This is a genomic window from Acaryochloris sp. IP29b_bin.148 (assembly GCF_028285565.1).
In the GTDB taxonomy this organism is placed as follows: Bacteria; Cyanobacteriota; Cyanobacteriia; order Thermosynechococcales; family Thermosynechococcaceae; genus Acaryochloris.
In genome coordinates this window covers 41746-60063 of sequence record NZ_JANQOY010000112.1, presented here as the reverse complement: position 1 = coordinate 60063, position 18318 = coordinate 41746, and the positions used below count along the sequence as shown (strand labels likewise).

Genomic DNA, 18318 nt, shown 5'->3' with positions numbered 1-18318 from the left:
ATGCTCTCTCCCAAAAGGTAGTGGCTTCACTCACGGGATATTCTTATATCTTGGATGCCTTAGCTATACAGGTCACCTAATAGGTGAATTGGTATTAGGGGCAGCTTGAAGACTCGTCTTCTATGAGCTACCTCATAGAAGACGATGCCTGTGTTTGCCAGACTCTTAGTCAGCCAATCTCTGTTTTGGAGTTAAATCCCATGAGCTTAAAGACTGAACTGTTAGAGTCCAGCTTTGCCCAAATTCGCGATCGCAGCACTGAATTCACGGACTATTTTTACAGCACCTTATTTATGGATTACCCCCAAGTGCAGCCCTTGTTTGCCAATACCCATATGCAAAGTCAGGCCAAGAAGCTGTTTGCCTCACTGGTGTTGGTCGTCGATAACTTGACGGAGCCTGGCGTTTTAGGGGATGCCTTAACAGGGCTGGGGGCTCGCCATGTGCAGTATGGGATTTTGCCAGAGCACTATCCCATGGTAGGGGGGACCTTACTCAAAACCTTTGCCTTTACGCTGCAAGCGCAATGGACCCCAGAACTCGAAGCTGCCTGGACCGACGCCTATGGTGCCGTGACCGAAATCATGTTAGAAGGCGCTAACTACTCGCCCGATGTTCTCCAGCTTAAGAAGGAGTCGGTTTAGGCTGTTCTCCTGATGCGATCGCATCTAGGGCGGGTGCATCTAAAATTGTGATGGTGCCACCGCGTCGATACACTAGAATATGGCTGAGTTTCTGCCCCATCAGTCGTACACTTTCTTCGTAGCTAATACCAATACTGCGAGCAATTTGATGATAGGACAGTTGGATATTCAACTGATGTCCTCCGCTCACTGAGTGAGTGCCATATTGCTGGGCAGAATATTGTACCAATCGGGTCAGACGTACAATTGCCTGTTCGGACACCAATCCGTGCACCGTCCGATGCATTTCCTGGAGGCGATGATTAAAGCAAGCTAGGATCTGGAGGGCGACGTCAGGATCGAGCTGAATCGCTTCCAGTAGTGCGGGCTTTGGGATTCTGACCACCTCAGTCGATCGCAATGCTTTAACCGTTGCCACCGCGATGCCATCCCCAAACAAGGCAGGCGCGGCAAACATTTGTCCTGCAGGTAAGGTTCGTAAAATCGTTTCCTTGCCGGAGGCGGCAATCTTGATCGCTTGCAATTCACCCTCTAGAACTGCATGAAAACAAGCGGGAAAGCGATCGCCTTCATGAATTAATACCTCCCCCGCAGGATAAGATGTCCTGGAAGCCTTCTGGGCTAATAACTTCAGTAACTCAGCATTGAGTCCAGCAAAAACCTGAATTTGTTGAAGCTGTTGGGGAACAACTCGCATCACCGGCCCACCCCGGATATCTCCAGAGACCACCATACTCTAAACCCATCCCTTCGGACTGATCAGGTGACTTGCTGGAGCGGAGGCCCCCTAAACGCTGCGATTCTAGATGGGTTGCTTAGCCCGGCGATTGTCTTTGGGCGCGGTCAATTGTAGCCACCATTCCAAGACTCTGGGAGCAATCCGATTGCCCAAGACGGCCAGATGGCTTTGCCAGCCCACTAGAATTTCGGGGGATTCCTTGGCCAAACTATTGACCAATACCTTGGCAACCTTCTCTGGAGTCATTGAGGCCACCCAGCGAAACCGTTGGGTATTGCGGGTCATATCCGTTTCGGTGAGGGAAGGGAGAAGCGCTGTGACCTTGATGTTATAGGCTGCCAACTCGCTGCGCAGCGCTTGGGTAAAGCCCAAAATCGCAAATTTAGTGGCGGAATAGGTGGCCATGGTCGGGGCACCTATTTTTCCCATTAGGCTGGATACATTGACGATTCGCCCCTCTTTTTTACTGGCCATCCGCCGAGCGAGGAAGTGGGTCATGCTATAAATCCCCATCAGATTAAGGGAAAGTTCTTCCTGCACCTTGGGCAGCTTCGTTTGCAAGAAGGGCGATTGATGGGCGACACCCGCACAGTTCACTAATAAGTGGATGGGGCCATGATGCTTCCACACCTTTGCGATCGCAATATTTACCTCCACCGTTTGCGTCAAATCCAACGGCAGCACAATTGCCTCAGCCCCAAATCCTTCAATCTCGGCGGCCACTTCTAATAAGCGAGCTTGATTCCGAGCCACCAGAATCACCCGCTGCATGCCTTGCTGGGCTAACTCCTGTGCGATCGCTCGACCAATACCGCGAGACGCTCCCGTGATCAGAGCTGTTTTTCCTGTTAATTGCATGGGATAACCTCCCGAAAAATCAAGTCCTAGCCAGTACTGGGTCGTGCCTCCAATCATCAGTATTGAAGTCACGGCCAGGTGAGGGTAGCCGATGGGACTGGCCAAAGCAGAAGGTTCAGACTCAGGCCATCCAGCATTTAACCCAGTCAAAGACTTATTTATGAGAAATTTATTTATAAAACTATATATTCAGAGCCGATAGCTCCATCGACGGTTTTGATTAGAATGCAAACTTCCAAAATATCAATACGAAGTAAAAATGTGCTTAAAAATACATTTGGCAATACTTTTACTCCAATATATCCTTCAAAAAAAGAACCGACTTTCTTATATGCATAAGCTAACAATCAAATCAACTAATCGCAATGATTTTTATAGAAATCTTATTCACGAAATATAAGTACATATTTTTCTCATATTAATTCCATTGTTGTAGAAGAAATCAACCGGGGCTAGACCTGCTATCACTTGATTCCCCTATCGATCGCTCCAAACTAGATCACACCCCATCTGAGAAACGTCGCTTTTTGTCCCCTGATTCTGAGTAAATGCTGTTTGCTACCGCAGGATTAGAAACTGTAACCCAGAGAACAGAAGGGCACTGAATCCCATGCTGATCGGCAAGGTTACCCCCCAAGCTCCAGCAATTTGGCGAAGGGTCCCCCGTTGAATATCCTGCCCCCCTTGCACTAAGCCAATACCCACCACACCGCCCACCAAGGCATGGGTTGTGGATACGGGCAATCCCCAGCGAGAGGCCAGCAAAATAGTCGTTGCTGCGGCCAACTCCGCACAAAAGCCACTACTGGGCTGCAGGGGAATAATATTTTCCCCTACCGTTGCCATCACGTTTTGCCCCGCGATGGTCAAGCCCACCACAATGCCCAATCCCCCTAACACCATGATCCATAGGGGAACAGCTGCCTCTGCTGTCGGAATCGTGTGGGTCGTATAAATTGCCGAAATAACGACTAGCGGTGCCACGGCATTCCCCACATCGTTGGAGCCATGGGCAAAGGCCACAAAGCAGGCACTCCAAACTTGAAACGTCGCCAGTTGTTTTTCAACTTCTAATTGCTGCGCCCTTGGACCGGACGCATCCTGGGGCAACCGTTGCCAACTCCATAGGGTAAGGGCAAGTACAGCACTGGCACCGATAGCAATCGCCAGATCTTGCTCCGGTAAGGGCCAATGCCAATGGGTCTGCAACCATCCTTGAAGCGGATGGGTCATTTGGGGCAAAACTATCACCCCAAACACACTCACCAGACTGATACTCAGCCAAGGAATCCATTCACTTAATTGGTGTAAGGGATCGGTTTGCTGGAGAATCCCTTGCTGAATCAGGCGATAAAACAGGGCTGCGATCGCACCACTCAACACAGGTGTTAGCACCCAAGACAGCGAAATCCAGCCTAAGGTAGACCACTGCACGGCTGATGCTCCCAAGGCCACCAAACTAAAACCCGCTAACGCCCCCACCGTGGCATGAGAGGTGGCCACCGGCCAGCCTTGCCAAGTGGCCACCTGTAGCCAAAGCCCGCAGGTGATCAGGACCGCAATCATCCCTAAGCTGAGGGTTTGCGGATCATAGATAAAGGCTTGGGTATCGACGACACCTCGGGTTAGGGTGTTTACCACTTGCCGCCCAAAGATGACGGCTCCCGTAAACTCCAGAATGCCAGCAATGATCAGCGCCTGCCGCAGCGTAATGGCTTTAGACCCCACAGAGGTGCCCATGGCATTGGCCACGTCGTTGGCCCCCAGATTCCAGGCCAAATAAAAGGCCAAGCCACCCATCAAAATTAGGAAAAACATCGTCTCACTCTTTGTAATCGAGTCCACTAAAGCCATATCAGCGGATACCCAACCATATCCTTATCAACTGAGGAGCAGGGTGAATCTCCTATTGGCCAATTCAATTGGATTAAATCACTCATTACTTACGGGTTTAATTTAGACTTAACATCATTGACGATCTACGATGCAGATTGACAAACGAAAGTGACTCTTCCGGGTGAGGATTGAAAGAATATCAATGAATAGATCAAAAACTTTGCGCTATCCCTTAACTCCCCGCCATCTGCGCCGATTTACGGCTTTGGCATCGGCCCTGCTTCTCAGTGCCTGCCAAGTCGGGGGAAATACACCGGGCTCCGGGGACGGTGAGGGCCTGAGGATAGGGTCTCTTTTACCCTCTACAGGTGACTTAGCCCCCTTAGGGGGACCGATGATTGGTACTGTTCCCTTACTGGTGGAAACCGTCAATGCCTGTGGTGGCGTCAATGGGCAGCCGGTCAAGCTGACGGCTGAGGATGATGCGACGGACCCCACCAAGGGCAGCCAAGCCATGACTAACCTGGTGGAAGTGCAGAAAGTGTCGGCGGTTGTGGGTTCCTTTGCCAGTAGTGTGTCTCAAGCTGCCGTCGATGTCGCTGTTCGCAATAAAGTTTTGCTGATTTCTCCGGGCAGCACCAGTACCGAATTTACCGGGCGAGCCCAATCGGGAGACTTTAAAAATGGGGACACTCAATATTGGGCGAGAACGGCTCCCCCGGATACCTACCAAGCGCGTGCCCTAGCCAAGCTAGCCAAGGAAAGAGGATTTCAGAAGGTCTCCACTGTCTCCATCAATAATGACTATGGCATCAGCTTTGAACAAGAATTTATCAAGTCTTTTAAAAAACTAGGTGGCACGGTGCTCAACGCGGCGAAGCCTACTCGGTATGATCCCAAGGCGACCACCTTTGATACCGAAGCGGCAGCCGCTTTTGCCAATAAACCCGATGCCGTCATTGCTATTCTCTATCCAGAGACGGGGGCCTTATTGCTGAAGTCAGCCTATGAGCAGGGGCTGATGGAAGGGGTGCAAGTGATGCTGACCGATGGCGTCAAGTCCGATGAATTTGCAACCCAAGTGGGTAAAACTAGCAATGGTAAATTTATTATTACTGGAGCACTGGGAACAGTTCCAGGGGCGGATGGTACGGCCCTAGAATCCTTGACGGCCCTGTGGAAATCGAAGAAAAATGAAGCACCGCCGGCCTATGTTCCCCAAAGTTGGGATGCTACGGCTCTGGTTCTCTTGGCGGCTCAAGCGGCAAAGTCTAATGCGGGCGATGCGATCGCAACTAAACTTCGAGATGTGGCCAACGGACCAGGCAAAGAGACTTCTGATGTTTGTGAAGCCCTCAAGCTTCTGCAAAATGGTGAAGAAATCAACTACCAAGGAGCCAGCGGCAATGTCGATATTGATGAAAATGGCGATGTTTTAGGTGTTTATGATGTCTGGACGGTCAAAGAAGATGGCAAGTTAAATGTGATTGGCCAAGTTCAACCGGCTGAGTAGGGCTTTGCCCCCTCTATCTCGTTGATGGGGCAGAGACTGTATCTGCCTCATTGACTACACTCCGGTGCATTCCGGGCGATCTGGATGGGGAATTTCAACGCTCTGATGGTTGGGACGGTTCCTCTTTCCCAAATAAAGACTTAAAACGGATCGGCTCGTTCAGTTTAGTCATGACCGCTTTCATATCTACCGGTTCATTAAGCTTAGCCAAGAACGTTCTGGACGTCCCGCTGGGCTCAGAGGACTCTTCTCTAGGTTGACCTTGAGGAGTGGTGGATGCAGTAGGAGTAGGCTCAGACGTCGGCACATCATTCGTTTCTATCCAAATTGTGAAATGGCTCTGATAATTGACAATCAGGCTCATCAGTCCTGCGTCTAACATTTGGCGACAAGATGCGATCGCAGTCTCTCGTTGATGGTTGGCAAAGGTCTGACCCTTCTGAAAACACTTGTTCAGAAAGATAAAGGTTGACACCCCATGACATTCAATTCCTCTGGATTCTAAATCTTTTCGATCAATTAGCAACATAAGGCCTGGTTACTTCTCACGCTGTCCTTAGGATGCCCAGAATGTAGGGTAGAGTGTGCGAATTTTAGGGCTCAATCATAATCTGATTAATCCTTTGTGAGAGCTTAATCCATTCACAACCAGGCATTTACCTCTGCTTTAGCACGGTCTCGTAGGGTAGGACTAGATCACTACCTCCCTAACCAACCGATGCTGCAATCACAGGTCCCCGTCGCTCCACCGCCCACGGACTGGCGTCAAATTTTTGAAGAAGCCTATCAGGGCCGTCACACCTACGCCTTTAAAAGTGGACGAACCATCCCGATGGCTTCCCAGGACCTATGGATCGTCTGCCGAGGCATTGTGCAACTGAGCACCTTATTTCCCACTGGCGATGAAGCCGTTTTAGGCTTTGTCTATCCAGCCATGCCCTTTGGGTTACCGTTAACCCAATTAAATCCCTATGAGGCCGTCGCTTTGTCTGATGTGGTTTTGATGCGCTTGAATCAGATTGAGCTAGAGAGTTCCCCGTTATTGGCTCAAGGCGTTTTGCAACAATTGAGTCGTCGTTTGCAGCAAACAGAAGCCATTCTAGCCATGATTAGCCAGCGACGGGTGAGCGATCGTTTGCAGCACTTATTACTGATGCTAAAGCAGGAAGTTGGTCAGGTGACGCCAGAGGGGATTCGGCTAGAGGTGCGTTTTACCCACCAACAGCTAGCCAATCTCCTCGGGACCACTCGAGTGACGATTACCCGTCTTTTAGGTCATCTGCGCCAAGAAGGATGGCTATTGATTGATGGAACCCGACATTTAGTTATTTGCGACTCTGCGCCTCTGGGGTCATAATCCAGCAGCCTGCGTTATTAGCCTTTGTGCCGTTCTTGAGCAGAGGGTAAACCTGTGGTTGTGGTGGTATGCAAAAAAATGATTGGCAATACAACTAGAAGGGCTCTACTGAGTGAGTGGCAACAAAATCGCAAAGCACGTCTTTCCCGGTGCAGATTCCACCATTAGGCTGCCGCCATGACGATTTTCAACGATCCGACGGACGACATCTAATCCTAATCCCGAGCCTTTCCCCATGGGTTTGGTAGTAAAAAACGGTTCCAAAATGCGAGTTTTAATCTCAGTCGGGATACCAGGACCATTATCCTCCACTTCAACCCGGATACAGCCGTTCTTTTGACAAGTCCGAATCGTAATTTTAGGCGGTTCGGAAGTGGGAGGACTTTCCCCTAAAGCGTCGATGGCGTTATCCAATAGATTGGTCCACACCTGGTTCAGCTCACTGCCAAAGGCCATCATTTTAGGGAGGTCCTGGTCATAGTGACGGTCAACCTTGATGCCATGCTTGAGCTTGAATGCAAACAAGCGCAGTGTATCTTCAATACCATCATGGATATCCACTTCTTGCTGGGCTGCCCGATCCATATAGGAATAGGACTTCATGGACTGCACTAGCGTCGAGATCCGCTCTGCCCCATCCAACCCTTTGGTGATCAGCCCCATGACATCGAAGGAGAGCGCTAACCATCTCAGTCCCATATCCCGTAGTTCAGTATCACTATCACGCCAGCGATTCATAAGCAGCTCAAGGGTCTCAGGCTCTACTTCCCCTGCAGCCAGTGGTTCAGCCAACTTCCAAGCTTCGTCAACCCCATAGTTCTCTAGCCAGTCAGTCAGGGCATCTTCTCGATCCCCCAAGACTAGAGGATCATTTTGGGGATTGGCAATGGCATTAAAACCGTGATCTCTTAGCGCCAACCATTGCTGAGTATGCTCATCATCCACTTGGTGTTGACCATACACCAAATTCATTCGTTGCAATTCCAGGATGGCGGGTTTCACGTCTTTAAGTACCCGCACTAGAGCGGCTGCCGGGTTGTTGAGTTCATGGGCCAGTCCTGCTGAAAGTGTTCCTAAGGCAGCCATTTTTTCCCGGCTTTGAATAAAAGATTCTAGGCCGCGTAACCGCTTCTCCATGGTGCAAAAGATGTCTTTTTCAAAGTCACGGCAGCTATGGAGAACTTCTAAAAAGTCAGGACAATTGAGTCGATAGAGGTCGGTATTAGTATCAGCCGTGAGCGTAACAGGAACTAAATCTTCCGTCAGGCATTGAATTTCTCCAAAGAAAGATGGACTCACATGACGACCTACGGGCATATCCGCGCCATTGCTGCTACGGCTTACGGTAATTTGACCGCTGACTTGGATAAAAAATCCCAGTGGGGGCTCGCCTTCCCGGACGAGGACTTCACCTGGAGCTAAGTGGATATGTTGTGTGCGATCGCAGATCCAATCCAACCGCTCCGGTGGTAGTACCTGAAAAGGTTTGATTTGCAAAAGAGCTTGCGAACACAGCATGACAGCCCCTGGCTAAACATTGGTTAAATGACGATGAACAAACTGGACACAGATGGACCCTTCTCCCACGCCAGAGGCAACTCGTTTTACCGAGCCATGCCGAACATCTCCTACTGCAAAGATTCCTGGCACATTGGTTTCCAGCAAGAAACGATCCCGCTCTAAGGGCCATGGCGTCTCCTGAGGAATATCGGGTCCAGTGCAGATAAAGCCTCGCTGATCTCGATGTACCACCCCCTCTAGCCAATCAGTACTCGGCGTTGCCCCAATAAAAATAAATAGAGAGTTGGCGTCAAAGGTTTTGACTTCATCCGTTTGAGAATCTTTGACTAGGATCTGCTCTAAGCGTTCATGCCCCTTGGCCTCAACCACGCTGTGGAACGGCAAAACCTCAATATTGTCAGTTCCAGCAATCTGATCAATCAGATATTGCGACATACTTTTCTTTAAGGATTCACCTCGCACTAGAATATGCACTTTGCGAGCATACTTTGAAAAATACATGGCTCCCTGACCCGCTGAGTTGGCTCCCCCCACGATGTAGACCTCCTCATCCTGGCAGGCAGCAGCTTCAGTTTGAGCTGCACCGTAATAGACACCCGCCCCAGTAAACTGCTCAATTCCGGGTACAGTGAGCCGCCGCCAAGCAACTCCCATGGCTAGAATGAGGGCATGGCAGCTAATCTCACTGCCATCTGAGAGAGTGATAATGCGATAGTTTTCCTGAATGCGAATGCCGGAGACTTCCTGAGGCGTGAGGATTTCTACCCCAAAGCGCTTGGCTTGGGTCACCGCCCGACGGGCTAAGTCACCCCCGCTCAACCCGACGGGAAAACCCAGGTAATTTTCGATGCGTGAGCTAGTGCCCGCCTGCCCCCCTGGTGCTTCCCGTTCCACCATAACGGTATGTAAGCCCTCTGAGGCCCCATAGACGGCTGCAGCCAAGCCAGCAGGCCCACCCCCCACAATCACTAAATCGTAGAAGGGTTTCTCAGCTTCTGTTTGCATCCCCACCGCTTGAGCCAGCTCTGTTGTGCCGGGTTTGACCAGCTTCTCGCCATTAGGCAATAACACCAAGGGGAGGCAAGGGGAATCCGTTTCTCCCGCACAGGAAACGAGCTGCTGGGCCTCTGGATTACTCTCTATATCTAACCAGCGGTAGGGGACCTGGTTACGAGCCAAAAAATCTCGCAGGGCATGGGACTGAGGAGACCAGCGATCGCTAATCACCTTAACCCCTTTGAATTCAGGCTTAAAGGTGGCTAGCCAGTCTCGAATCAAATCATCTAAGACGGGGTAGAGTTTCTCCTCTGGTGGATCCCAGGGTTTGAGAAGGTAATAGTCCAGTTGGGCCTTATTGATTGAATCAATGGCGGCATTCGTATCAGCATAAGCTGTGAGTAGGGCTCGCTTAGCCATGGGGAAAAGTTCACTAGCTTGTGCAATAAATTCAACCCCGCTCATTTGCGGCATTCTTTGATCGACCAAGAAGAGAGCGATGATATCCCCCCGCAGCTTGAGCTGTTGAACCGTATCTAAAGCAGTTACCCCAGAGTCCGCCCGAATAATTCGAAAACGATCGCCATACTGTTTGCGGAGGTCGCGAGCAACGGCTTGTAACACCGCAGGGTCATCATCTACAGCAACGATGACAGGTTTTGGAGTCCCAGCTTTTTGTTCAGCCATTAGCAAAATATATTCTGATGTTTTCAGATTCTTGTGTACAGATAGCCTCTGATAAAAGGGAAGGGGGGAATCAACCGTTTGCTACGAGAGCCCAATGCTCAATGCATAGTTAAAGAGTGTTGGGGGTAGTAGAAGGAATCTGCAAAAGTCTTGTTACTGTGTCTAACTTTAATGGTTGCCAGCAAAGATTCATCACTTTTCTCCCAAACATAGGAGAAACATATTGAGCTGTACTGTCCCTGATTGATTCAGATTTGATGGTCATGTTTGAGTGACTCTGATAACGACAGTTCATGAGGTTGCCAGCCCAACTGACTAGCGGCCTGATCACTAAAGACCTGATTGAGTGTCAGTGGAATCGCAAAGAAGCCCAGCTTGTTCTGTGCTTCTTCCATCGTTAACCCTATTGCTTGATCGAGCCCTGCAGCATCAGCAATATCTTGAGAGATCTCCTTGATCGTCATAGCAGATGTAGCAGGGAACAAAATACTACCTGCTGATGCTTTCTCCACAGCTAAAGCAATCAGCTGGCCAACATCATCTACATGAACAGTGGACCACATTGCTTTGCCATCAGCAACATAGATGCCCTTCCCTTCTTGTTTTGCTACCCTCAACATAATGCTAGGGATATCGCCGCCGTTGCGTCCGTAGACATAAGATGGAAAGATCTGAACCGTTTTTATCCCTCGATTAGCAGCTACTCTGATCGTCTCCGATAGCGCTGCTGCTCCTGCCAGAGGTGGGGGCGGATTGAATGTTGCTGTTTCAGAGAATCCGTTTGGCCCGGTATCGCCAAAGACCATACTGCCAGTGATTTTGACGAAAGTCTTATCACTGCCTTCAAGTATAGTCAGAATATGCTTAATGACCTTTTCCTCTACTTGAGCGTAGGCTTCGCTTTGACCTGCAGCCGTGTAAACTAAAGCATCACTAGCTTGTATGGCGGTGGTCAAGGTTTCGGGATTGGCAAGATCCCCGAGCAGGGTTTTTGCCCCTGTGCTTTGGAGTTGCGAACTTCGCTTCTCATCTCGAATCAGCGCTGTGGTCAGATGCCCTCTGTTTTGCAAAACTCTAACCGTACTGGTACCAATGTAGCCTGTGCCACCGATGATAAAAACGCGCATAGTTGCTTCTTTACTCTGACTTTGAATGCTAAGTCAATTGCCGCATAAATTAAACCAATATCACAATCTACGGCAAGTGGAAGTGCTAAAACGAAGCTGGAGAAAGCTAGCGACTTCGTGTATAGCTACCTTGCCAGAAGAGATCGCCCCACCCAGTTGAAAGAAACCGTGAATAACACCGGGGTAGCGAGTGTGAGTCACCAAACACCTGGCTTCACGCAATCGCTGAGCATAGCTTTCCCCTTCGTCGCGTTGGGCATCAAGCTCTGCTGTGACCACCAAAGTAGGTGCCAACTGTGACAGATCAGAAGCAGACAAAGGCGAGGCATAAGGCTGTGTTCGCTTTGCTGGGTCGGGCGTATATAGCTCAATCTGCTTGAGAAAATTGGCGCGAGATTGAGATGGATGTAAGAAATCCAGTTCATACCAGGAATCAGTGCCTGCCGTTAGATCTGTATTGGGATAAATCAAAATCTGAGCGGTGGGCTGATCTTGATTGCGATCTCGACACATCAGACAAACTACTGCCGCCAATAATCCACCAGCGCTATCTCCTCCCACCGCAATCTGGTTAGCGTTGATCTGCAACTGCTTAGCTCGTGCTCGAACCCACTGCAAGGCAGTGTAACAATCCTCAGGAGCTGCTGGGAAAGGAAATTCCGGTGCTAGACGGTATTCCACTGCAATCACCACACAGCCGCTTTGATTAGCAACCGCACGTAGGGGTCGGTCATGGGTATCTAGATCGCCACTGACAAATCCACCTCCATGAAAATAGACCAGTGCAGGTAGGTAGCCGGGAGCAGGCCGATAAAGCCGTAATTGGATTGAGCAAGAGTCTGATGAGACCTCAAGCGATTCAACGGTCTCAACCGCTGTGACTTCACCAGCAAGAGGGATGATCTGCCGATATTCCCTGCGGATGACCTCAATCCAATTCTCTTCAGGGGAAGGAGAGGAACTCTGAGACTGCATCTGTTCTACTAGAGCACGGGTATCTGCCGTCATTTTCGCGAGTATATCGGTATTCATACGATTTCCAAGCTCAAAATATTGATGTCACGGGGAACTGTATCAACCCGATTAGTAGGGCGTCTGATTACCTTCAATGAAGTCTGAGGACAGGATATCGCTAAACAACATCTGCTGAAGTTCAACGCCTTCTGGACGACTCCAGTCTTGAACCAGCTCTGCAATCAGCGTAATCGTTGCCGTCAACACCACACCTGCATCATGCATGCGTTGCTGGGCAAGCTGCTCAGAAAGGTGAAACGGGGAACCCGATGCATCCATAACGGCTTGGACACGATAGCCTGCTTGGATAGCACTCATAGCAGGATAAATAAGACAAACATCGGTTGTAATACCGGCCATAATAAGATTAGTCTTTCCGGTATCCTTAACTGCTGTAACAAAATTAGGATCATCCCAAGCGTTCACAATTCCGGCCCGTTTAACTCTTGCTTCATAGGCATCGGGTAGGATTTTAGCCACAGCTTCCATCAGCGGTCCTTGAAACCGATCTTCCTGGCTGCTAGTTAAAACGACAGGCAGGTTGAGGGTCTTAGCAATGTGGGCAAGGGCAATGGTGTTCTTCTCGACCTCCGTGAGGGGAAGGTTTTTAATCAGTTTCATCGTGCCCACTTGATGATCAATCAGTAGCAGGGCGGAGTTCTCTTGCCTGAATTGAACCACAGTCATCTGTTCGTTTCTCCTAGATAATTTCAGTCTGCGTTAGCCGTTTAAAAACAAGTCAGCGATTTCTGGAGAAGGCGCAACATTACCACGGGCCATCACCGCTTTACTGTCCAATGCCATCGCGACCCGTGCAATATTCCCCCCGTGATGAAAAGCAGTTTCAATCATTGCGTCGGTGACCCCAACGGGCTCCATCTTGGGTCCACCAGAACGACCGTTGGGTCCCCAATGCATTCCTGCCACTTCGAACCCTGGCGTTGTTTTTGGCAAAGTCACCAACACCATGCCGCAGGCAGCCATCGCGCTCAGAATACCTAATTGAGCTAATTCACAGCCTGCACCCATATTGCCGTAGCCGCCCCCTACACTGAACACACCGCCGACCTTGCCCACCATGTCGTCCGTGAGCCACAATTTTTCGAGCGTATCTTCAATAAATCCTTTGATACGGGCATCAGCGGTGCGATGACGGATGGGTGTGCCCACAATCAGAGCCTGGCAGGTTTTAACTTGGTCAATCTCCACCTCATCAGAACTTTTATAGATGACTTCAACTCCTGTAACAGAGCGAGCCCCCTTGGCAACGGCTGCCGCCATTTTCTGGGTATTGCCGAGGGTTGTGGTGTAGACAATCAGAATATTGGTCATCAAGATCACTGGCTAGAAACAATGATGTGTACTGAATAAATGGTGTAGTAAACAACTGGATTACCTGAGTGAACAACCCTCTATCGCAACGATATCAAGGAGGCATAGCTGCTCACTCGTTTTTGTCAAATGCCTCGAAGTTTGTCTGGATTGCAGTCTCAGTCCTTTTGGTGCCCTTACGTGATTAAGTCATTTGCCATTGTCGGCTTGGTACTAGACCCCTCTAATAACTGGAGATAATTCTTAGGTCATTGCTTCCAGGCAAAGCAGTATTGACACTGCCTGCACCAAAGTCTCCTCTTATTTTTTTACCCATATTGCAAAAGACCTCTTAAACTTACTGAGTGCCTGTAATGTTTGTCCAATACCGATTTTGAACACAACTAATACTTTTTAGGTATCAGTCTGTTATGGAGATTCGACAACTTCAATATTTCTTGGCGGTTGCTGAGGAATTGAGTTTTGGGCGAGCGGCTGAACGTCTACTTATCTCCCAACCTCCCTTGAGCCGTCAAATTCGCCAGCTTGAACAGGAATTGGGCGTAGAACTCTTTCACCGAACCAAGCGTAAAGTTGAGCTAACAGCAGCAGGAACGGCGTTTTTGCCCGAAGTTCGACAAGTGTTAACCCAAGCCAAAATCGCTATACAAGTGGCCCAACGCGCCAGTCGAGGTGAGGTTGGAAGACTGGTGGTGGGGTTCGAAGCATCTTCAACCTACGACGTGATCCCGGCCTCTTTGAAGCAGTATCGCGAGCGCTTTCCAGATGTTGATTTAGAGGTCTATGGGATGACCACAGAAGAGCAATTTGATGCCCTTCTGAAACAACGCATAGATATTGGGTTTATGGTGTCCCCTGTAAAGGATGAAAGATTGAGCATTGAAACAATCCTTGAAGAACCATTGATAGTCGCACTTCCAGAGCAACATCCTCTTACAGCTCAAGACCAGGTCCAAATTCAAGATTTAGCGCACGAGCCTTTCATTACGTTTCAGCGACATCGCGGCTGTGGTCTCTACGATCGCACAATTGTCGCCTGCCAACAGGCAAATTTTAGTCCCGTTGTCGTTCAAGAAGCGGATGAAATGCAGGTCATTCTCGGGTTTGTAGCAGCAGGTATGGGGATAGCATTGCTATCTGCATCAGTCCAACAATTTCAGAGGCCCAAGGTCGCTTATCGGCAGCTTAGTGATGCCCCCCAGGTTGATTTATCCTTGGCATCACGTTGCGATAATTCAAATGCCGTGCTGCAAGCATTCATAGAAGTGGTGAGAGGATGTGGCGCTGTAAATTAATTCGCTAAAAGATTGACGGATTTCCGGAAATTCTGAGAAACGGCTTGTAAAACTGCAGAATCATCATCTACAGCAATAATGACTGGTCATGGAGTCTCAGCCTTTTGTTCAGCCATTGTCGAGCAAGATTATGAAATAAGTACATCGGTCATCTGCTCTATCTCAATCAGATTGCCGCCTGGGTCACGAAAGCAGGTGGAGAGAAATCCTCGGTCTGGATAACTGGTCGGAGGTGCTAACAGCTCTACCTTGTGATGTTTAAGATGGGTAATCGTCTCTTCCAAATTATTAACCTGGAATGTAAGAACGATCTGAGCACTGTGATCGTCATAACTTAACTTTTCACTCTTAGGAATAAAATCACCTAGCTTTTGGCGATTGAAGAGCGTAATTCGAATAGCATCCGCATCAAACTCCACATATTCATCCATATCATCCTCAAACCTGATATTCAGTCCTAAGACATCGCGATAAAAGGATTTGCAAGCTTGGAAATTCTCAACGTTTAGGCGAGTGTAGATGTATCGAAATTTCATGGGTCAATCTTTCTGGGGGGTAAAGGACTGCATCTAAACTTAGGACTGTTGACAAACTTTGCCAAAACTGACGTTATGTCCTAGATTGTAACGTCTCCTTCTCAGGCAGCTTATTTCGGGTATTGCGCGAACTGAGACGGCCCGCTTAGGTTTTACTGGCGGATCCTGAACCGGGTTTTTGGTCTAGACGAGTGGCTTGTTCCAAGGCCGTCTTTTCTTGGGCTCTGAGGGCATAAGGTTCTAGCTGATCTAACGACCACCCCGTCAACAGACTGAGATTGTCCAGTGTCACCCCTCGCATCAACATATCAATACACCAAGTTTGCTGCGCTTGGTCCAGAGTGGGCGGGCAGCCTGCGAGCGTTGTCGTTCCTGCCGTCCAAGACTGCCATTGATCTTGAATGGCCGCGACGGTAAGGGGTTGTTGCTGATCATCCATAAACATTGTCAGGGCATCGTCTTTCCGCGATTTCAGCCATTTGGTCAGCGGATTAGCGGTATAGGACCCCAGACGCTTGCCCATAATCCATTGATTAACGGCAACTTGGCGGCTGCCCGTTGGGGTTTGAACTTGGAGAAGATGTTGTTGGTTGTTGCTGATTTGTTGCGATCGCAACAACGCCACCAATTCCTGTGGTGATACCCCAGCCCCAAATAGAACATAGGCGAGCGCATAATCTTGCAATCCTTGTTTTTTAGCCTGTCGCAAAATCAAGTGCACCGTATCCGCAGGCAAATCAGCCACAACAGTGGGATGGTCAGCGGGTGAGCTGGGCACGGTCGCCAGAACGCCATGCCAGATCATTTGCACCGCAGAGTCCAGAAAGTCTTCTTCGTGATCCCAGAGTTGGTGGTAGTCACTTGTAAACTCCACCACTGCATACCCCAACAGCAGACAGGCAAATAGACTGGCCATCTGATCAGCCTGTAACCGAGAGGAGAGATGCCGTTGCTCCATAAAAGACGCTAAATATTGTGCCAGATATTGATTGGTTTCCGTCAGACGTTTGCCTAAGGCCAGGCGATTGTCGGCGGGATACTGGTCCGCTTCTCCCACTAAAGAGCGAATCAGATCGGGGACTTGCCCCAATGCATGCAAGCAATAACTTGCATATTCTTTTAATCCTTGTTCTGGCTGCTCTGAGGGACTGGTCTGGCTGACTAGGGCCTGTCCCAGCTTCTCAAAGGCGGCCGATTCTTCCAGTACCCCCAGTAGCAAGCCATGCTTACTGCCAAAGTGCCGAAAAAGCGTGACTTCGTTCACATGAGCGGCTTCGGCTATTTGCCGGGTTGTGGTGCCACTAATACCCTGGGTGATAAAGAGCCGGAGTGCAGATTGAATCAGGCGTTGGCGGGTTGAAGATTGAGATGGCATAGGTAAAATGTAAGTAACACTTGCACCATATAAAAATAGGTGCTAGCATGTCAGCATGCAAGTAACACTTGCTACTCTAGCTTGGATTTCATCAAAAAGCGAGGCCCCACTTTACAGGCATGGGCTAGCGCTGAACCTCATACTTTTTCCATAGGATGCTTATGACTGCGAACTCTGTCATCACTGCCCCCGAGGGCAGACAAACCCCTACGCTGAGTTGGGTCAATGTTGGCTTTTTTGCCACCTTCCATCTGCTGGCAGTTGTGCTGGCCCCACGTTACTTTTCCTGGTCAGCGCTGGGCGTTGCTCTATTTCTCCATTGGCTGCTGGGGGGGATTGGGATTTGCTTAGGCTACCATCGACTGCTCAGTCATCGCAGCTTTCGTGTACCGAGACTGTTGGAGTATGCGATCGCAACCCTAGGTTCCCTTGCCATTCAAGGGGGGCCAATCTTCTGGGTCAGTGGTCACCGTCAACACCATGCCCATACCGAACATATTAATGACGATCCATACTCTGCTCAGCGCGGCTTTTGGTGGAGCCATATTCTGTGGATTTTCTATCCTCGCCCCGAGTACTTTGATGCCAAACTCTATCGCCAGAACGCCCCTGACTTAAATCGCCAACCGTTCTATCGCTGGTTAGATCGCCACTTTTTGTTGCTGCAATTGCCCTTAGCGGCTCTGCTATATGTGATGGGAGGCTGGTCCTTTGTCGTTTACGGTATTTTTGTCCGAGCAGTGCTACTTTGGCATTCGACCTGGCTGGTTAACTCCGCTTCTCATCTGTGGGGCTATCGGACCTTTGCCTCCAATGATGGCGCTCAAAATCTCTGGTGGGTGTCGCTATTAACCTACGGTGAAGGCTGGCATAACAATCATCATACCTATCCCCATGTGGCTAAATCAGGGTTCCGCTGGTGGGAAATCGACGTGACCTGGTGGGCCATCTGCGCTTTGAAGCAGCTGGGATTAGCTAAAAAAATTGTAAATTATCCCTCTTCTTTGAGATAGCACTCAATTTTTGAGACTCAAACGCCTCCCTGATGTGCTTAGCAAGACCAAGTGCATCAGGGAGGTGCCACGTTTGCCTGCATTATTTAAGCGGGCTGGGCCAGCAGCTGATCCAGTTGACCGGCTGAATCCAACTGGTAAAGGTCATCACAGCCCCCAATATGCACGTCATTGATAAAAATTTGGGGGACGCTTCTGCGACTGTTGGCTCGCTCAGCCATTTGAGCCCGTGCTGATTCATTACCGTCAATCTTATACTCGGTGTACTTCACCCCTTTCCAAGACAACAATAATTTGGCTCGAATACAGTAAGGACAGGTCTGCCAAGTATAGATTTCAGTATTCGCCTTTATCTGTTCGGGGTGGCGTCCTAGTAGGGTATTGAGAAAATTGGGCATGGGAAACTCCTAACATCAAACTAGTCTGCATCCACGGTTCCATTCTAAGCATGAATCACCCGGAAACGAATCTCCCT

18 protein-coding genes are annotated in these 18318 nt (G+C 49.4%); 5 read left to right on the top strand and 13 right to left on the bottom strand.

Annotated features, from left to right (window positions below; genetic code table 11):
* The first annotated feature begins 200 nt into the window (after positions 1-200).
* Positions 201-644 (top strand): globin family protein, encoded by a 444-nt coding sequence (locus Q0986_RS10715; RefSeq protein ID WP_299409608.1) that lies wholly within the window; start codon positions 201-203, stop codon positions 642-644.
* On the opposite strand, the gene Q0986_RS10710 is transcribed toward Q0986_RS10715, so the two are convergent.
* The 3 genes from Q0986_RS10710 to Q0986_RS10700 form a co-directional block, all read right to left on the bottom strand.
* A complete protein-coding gene (locus Q0986_RS10710; protein ID WP_299409605.1) occupies positions 625-1377 on the bottom strand; it encodes a Crp/Fnr family transcriptional regulator in 753 nt (250 codons plus the stop codon). The genes Q0986_RS10715 and Q0986_RS10710 overlap by 20 nt on opposite strands.
* 69 nt (positions 1378-1446) lie before the next feature.
* Positions 1447-2241, bottom strand: a complete 795-nt coding sequence (locus Q0986_RS10705) for an SDR family NAD(P)-dependent oxidoreductase (protein WP_299409611.1) — start codon at positions 2239-2241, stop codon at positions 1447-1449.
* Positions 2242-2799: 558 nt separating this feature from the next.
* On the bottom strand, positions 2800-4095 hold the full coding sequence (locus Q0986_RS10700; RefSeq protein WP_299409603.1) for an inorganic phosphate transporter: 1296 nt from the start codon (positions 4093-4095) through the stop codon (positions 2800-2802).
* Between the two features lie 184 nt (positions 4096-4279).
* On the opposite strand from Q0986_RS10700, the gene Q0986_RS10695 reads away from it, so the two are divergent.
* A complete protein-coding gene (locus tag Q0986_RS10695) occupies positions 4280-5590 on the top strand; it encodes an ABC transporter substrate-binding protein (protein WP_299409600.1) in 1311 nt (436 codons plus the stop codon).
* Positions 5591-5684: 94 nt separating this feature from the next.
* On the opposite strand, the gene Q0986_RS10690 is transcribed toward Q0986_RS10695, so the two are convergent.
* Positions 5685-6119 (bottom strand): hypothetical protein, encoded by a 435-nt coding sequence (locus Q0986_RS10690; RefSeq protein WP_299409597.1) that lies wholly within the window; start codon positions 6117-6119, stop codon positions 5685-5687.
* 189 nt (positions 6120-6308) lie between these two features.
* Here Q0986_RS10690 and Q0986_RS10685 point away from each other — a divergent pair, with 189 nt between their 5' ends.
* Positions 6309-6947 carry a Crp/Fnr family transcriptional regulator gene (locus Q0986_RS10685; protein ID WP_299409594.1) on the top strand — a complete coding sequence of 213 codons (639 nt, stop codon included), beginning with the start codon at positions 6309-6311 and terminating at the stop codon, positions 6945-6947.
* Positions 6948-7052: 105 nt separating this feature from the next.
* On the opposite strand, the gene Q0986_RS10680 is transcribed toward Q0986_RS10685, so the two are convergent.
* The 6 genes from Q0986_RS10680 to Q0986_RS10655 all read right to left on the bottom strand — a co-directional run bounded on the left by Q0986_RS10680 (position 7053) and on the right by Q0986_RS10655 (position 13624).
* A complete protein-coding gene (locus Q0986_RS10680; RefSeq protein WP_299409591.1) occupies positions 7053-8465 on the bottom strand; it encodes an ATP-binding protein in 1413 nt (470 codons plus the stop codon).
* Between the two features lie 12 nt (positions 8466-8477).
* Entirely contained in the window at positions 8478-10151 is a 1674-nt protein-coding gene (locus tag Q0986_RS10675) for an FAD-dependent oxidoreductase (protein WP_299409588.1), read from the bottom strand.
* Positions 10152-10399: 248 nt separating this feature from the next.
* Complete coding sequence (locus tag Q0986_RS10670) at positions 10400-11278, bottom strand: NAD-dependent epimerase/dehydratase family protein (protein WP_299409584.1); 879 nt, start codon at positions 11276-11278, stop codon at positions 10400-10402.
* Positions 11279-11338: 60 nt separating this feature from the next.
* Entirely contained in the window at positions 11339-12310 is a 972-nt protein-coding gene (locus tag Q0986_RS10665) for an alpha/beta hydrolase (protein ID WP_299409581.1), read from the bottom strand.
* A 51-nt stretch (positions 12311-12361) separates the two neighbouring features.
* Positions 12362-12979, bottom strand: a complete 618-nt coding sequence (locus tag Q0986_RS10660; RefSeq protein ID WP_299409578.1) for an isochorismatase family protein — start codon at positions 12977-12979, stop codon at positions 12362-12364.
* A gap of 33 nt (positions 12980-13012) precedes the next feature.
* Positions 13013-13624, bottom strand: coding sequence for a flavodoxin domain-containing protein (locus tag Q0986_RS10655; RefSeq protein ID WP_299409575.1), 612 nt, complete (start codon positions 13622-13624; stop codon positions 13013-13015).
* Positions 13625-14034: 410 nt separating this feature from the next.
* Between Q0986_RS10655 and Q0986_RS10650 the strand changes: the two genes are divergently transcribed.
* Positions 14035-14919, top strand: a complete 885-nt coding sequence (locus Q0986_RS10650; protein ID WP_299409572.1) for a LysR family transcriptional regulator — start codon at positions 14035-14037, stop codon at positions 14917-14919.
* A gap of 128 nt (positions 14920-15047) precedes the next feature.
* On the opposite strand, the gene Q0986_RS10645 is transcribed toward Q0986_RS10650, so the two are convergent.
* Both Q0986_RS10645 and Q0986_RS10640 read right to left on the bottom strand, forming a co-directional pair.
* The gene (locus tag Q0986_RS10645) at positions 15048-15455 is read right to left on the bottom strand and encodes a VOC family protein (protein WP_299409568.1); all 408 of its coding nucleotides are present in this window, start codon (positions 15453-15455) and stop codon (positions 15048-15050) included.
* Positions 15456-15600: 145 nt separating this feature from the next.
* Positions 15601-16830, bottom strand: a complete 1230-nt coding sequence (locus tag Q0986_RS10640; RefSeq protein WP_299409565.1) for a TetR/AcrR family transcriptional regulator — start codon at positions 16828-16830, stop codon at positions 15601-15603.
* Positions 16831-16991: 161 nt separating this feature from the next.
* On the opposite strand from Q0986_RS10640, the gene Q0986_RS10635 reads away from it, so the two are divergent.
* The gene (locus Q0986_RS10635; protein WP_299409562.1) at positions 16992-17843 is read left to right on the top strand and encodes a fatty acid desaturase; all 852 of its coding nucleotides are present in this window, start codon (positions 16992-16994) and stop codon (positions 17841-17843) included.
* Positions 17844-17929: 86 nt separating this feature from the next.
* Here Q0986_RS10635 and grxC read toward each other — a convergent pair whose 3' ends face one another.
* Positions 17930-18241: a glutaredoxin 3 gene (grxC, locus tag Q0986_RS10630; RefSeq protein ID WP_299409558.1), complete on the bottom strand. Its 312-nt coding sequence runs from the start codon at positions 18239-18241 to the stop codon at positions 17930-17932.
* Positions 18242-18318: the final 77 nt, after the last annotated feature.

Bases quoted from the DNA above. Each gene is read 5' to 3' on its own strand.
- Q0986_RS10710 (WP_299409605.1), bottom strand. From the start codon at position 1,377: ATGGTGGTCTCTGGAGATATCCGGGGTGGGCCGGTGATGCGAGTTGTT.
- Q0986_RS10700 (WP_299409603.1), bottom strand. From the start codon at position 4,095: ATGGCTTTAGTGGACTCGATTACAAAGAGTGAGACGATGTTTTTCCTA.
- Q0986_RS10640 (WP_299409565.1), bottom strand. From the start codon at position 16,830: ATGCCATCTCAATCTTCAACCCGCCAACGCCTGATTCAATCTGCACTC.
- Q0986_RS10715 (WP_299409608.1), top strand. From the start codon at position 201: ATGAGCTTAAAGACTGAACTGTTAGAGTCCAGCTTTGCCCAAATTCGC.
- grxC (WP_299409558.1), bottom strand. From the start codon at position 18,241: ATGCCCAATTTTCTCAATACCCTACTAGGACGCCACCCCGAACAGATA.
- Q0986_RS10670 (WP_299409584.1), bottom strand. From the start codon at position 11,278: ATGCGCGTTTTTATCATCGGTGGCACAGGCTACATTGGTACCAGTACG.
- Q0986_RS10635 (WP_299409562.1), top strand. From the start codon at position 16,992: ATGACTGCGAACTCTGTCATCACTGCCCCCGAGGGCAGACAAACCCCT.
- Q0986_RS10660 (WP_299409578.1), bottom strand. From the start codon at position 12,979: ATGACTGTGGTTCAATTCAGGCAAGAGAACTCCGCCCTGCTACTGATT.
- Q0986_RS10645 (WP_299409568.1), bottom strand. From the start codon at position 15,455: ATGAAATTTCGATACATCTACACTCGCCTAAACGTTGAGAATTTCCAA.
- Q0986_RS10695 (WP_299409600.1), top strand. From the start codon at position 4,280: ATGAATAGATCAAAAACTTTGCGCTATCCCTTAACTCCCCGCCATCTG.
- Q0986_RS10675 (WP_299409588.1), bottom strand. From the start codon at position 10,151: ATGGCTGAACAAAAAGCTGGGACTCCAAAACCTGTCATCGTTGCTGTA.
- Q0986_RS10705 (WP_299409611.1), bottom strand. From the start codon at position 2,241: ATGCAATTAACAGGAAAAACAGCTCTGATCACGGGAGCGTCTCGCGGT.
- Q0986_RS10680 (WP_299409591.1), bottom strand. From the start codon at position 8,465: ATGCTGTGTTCGCAAGCTCTTTTGCAAATCAAACCTTTTCAGGTACTA.
- Q0986_RS10655 (WP_299409575.1), bottom strand. From the start codon at position 13,624: ATGACCAATATTCTGATTGTCTACACCACAACCCTCGGCAATACCCAG.
- Q0986_RS10650 (WP_299409572.1), top strand. From the start codon at position 14,035: ATGGAGATTCGACAACTTCAATATTTCTTGGCGGTTGCTGAGGAATTG.
- Q0986_RS10665 (WP_299409581.1), bottom strand. From the start codon at position 12,310: ATGAATACCGATATACTCGCGAAAATGACGGCAGATACCCGTGCTCTA.
- Q0986_RS10690 (WP_299409597.1), bottom strand. From the start codon at position 6,119: ATGTTGCTAATTGATCGAAAAGATTTAGAATCCAGAGGAATTGAATGT.
- Q0986_RS10685 (WP_299409594.1), top strand. From the start codon at position 6,309: ATGCTGCAATCACAGGTCCCCGTCGCTCCACCGCCCACGGACTGGCGT.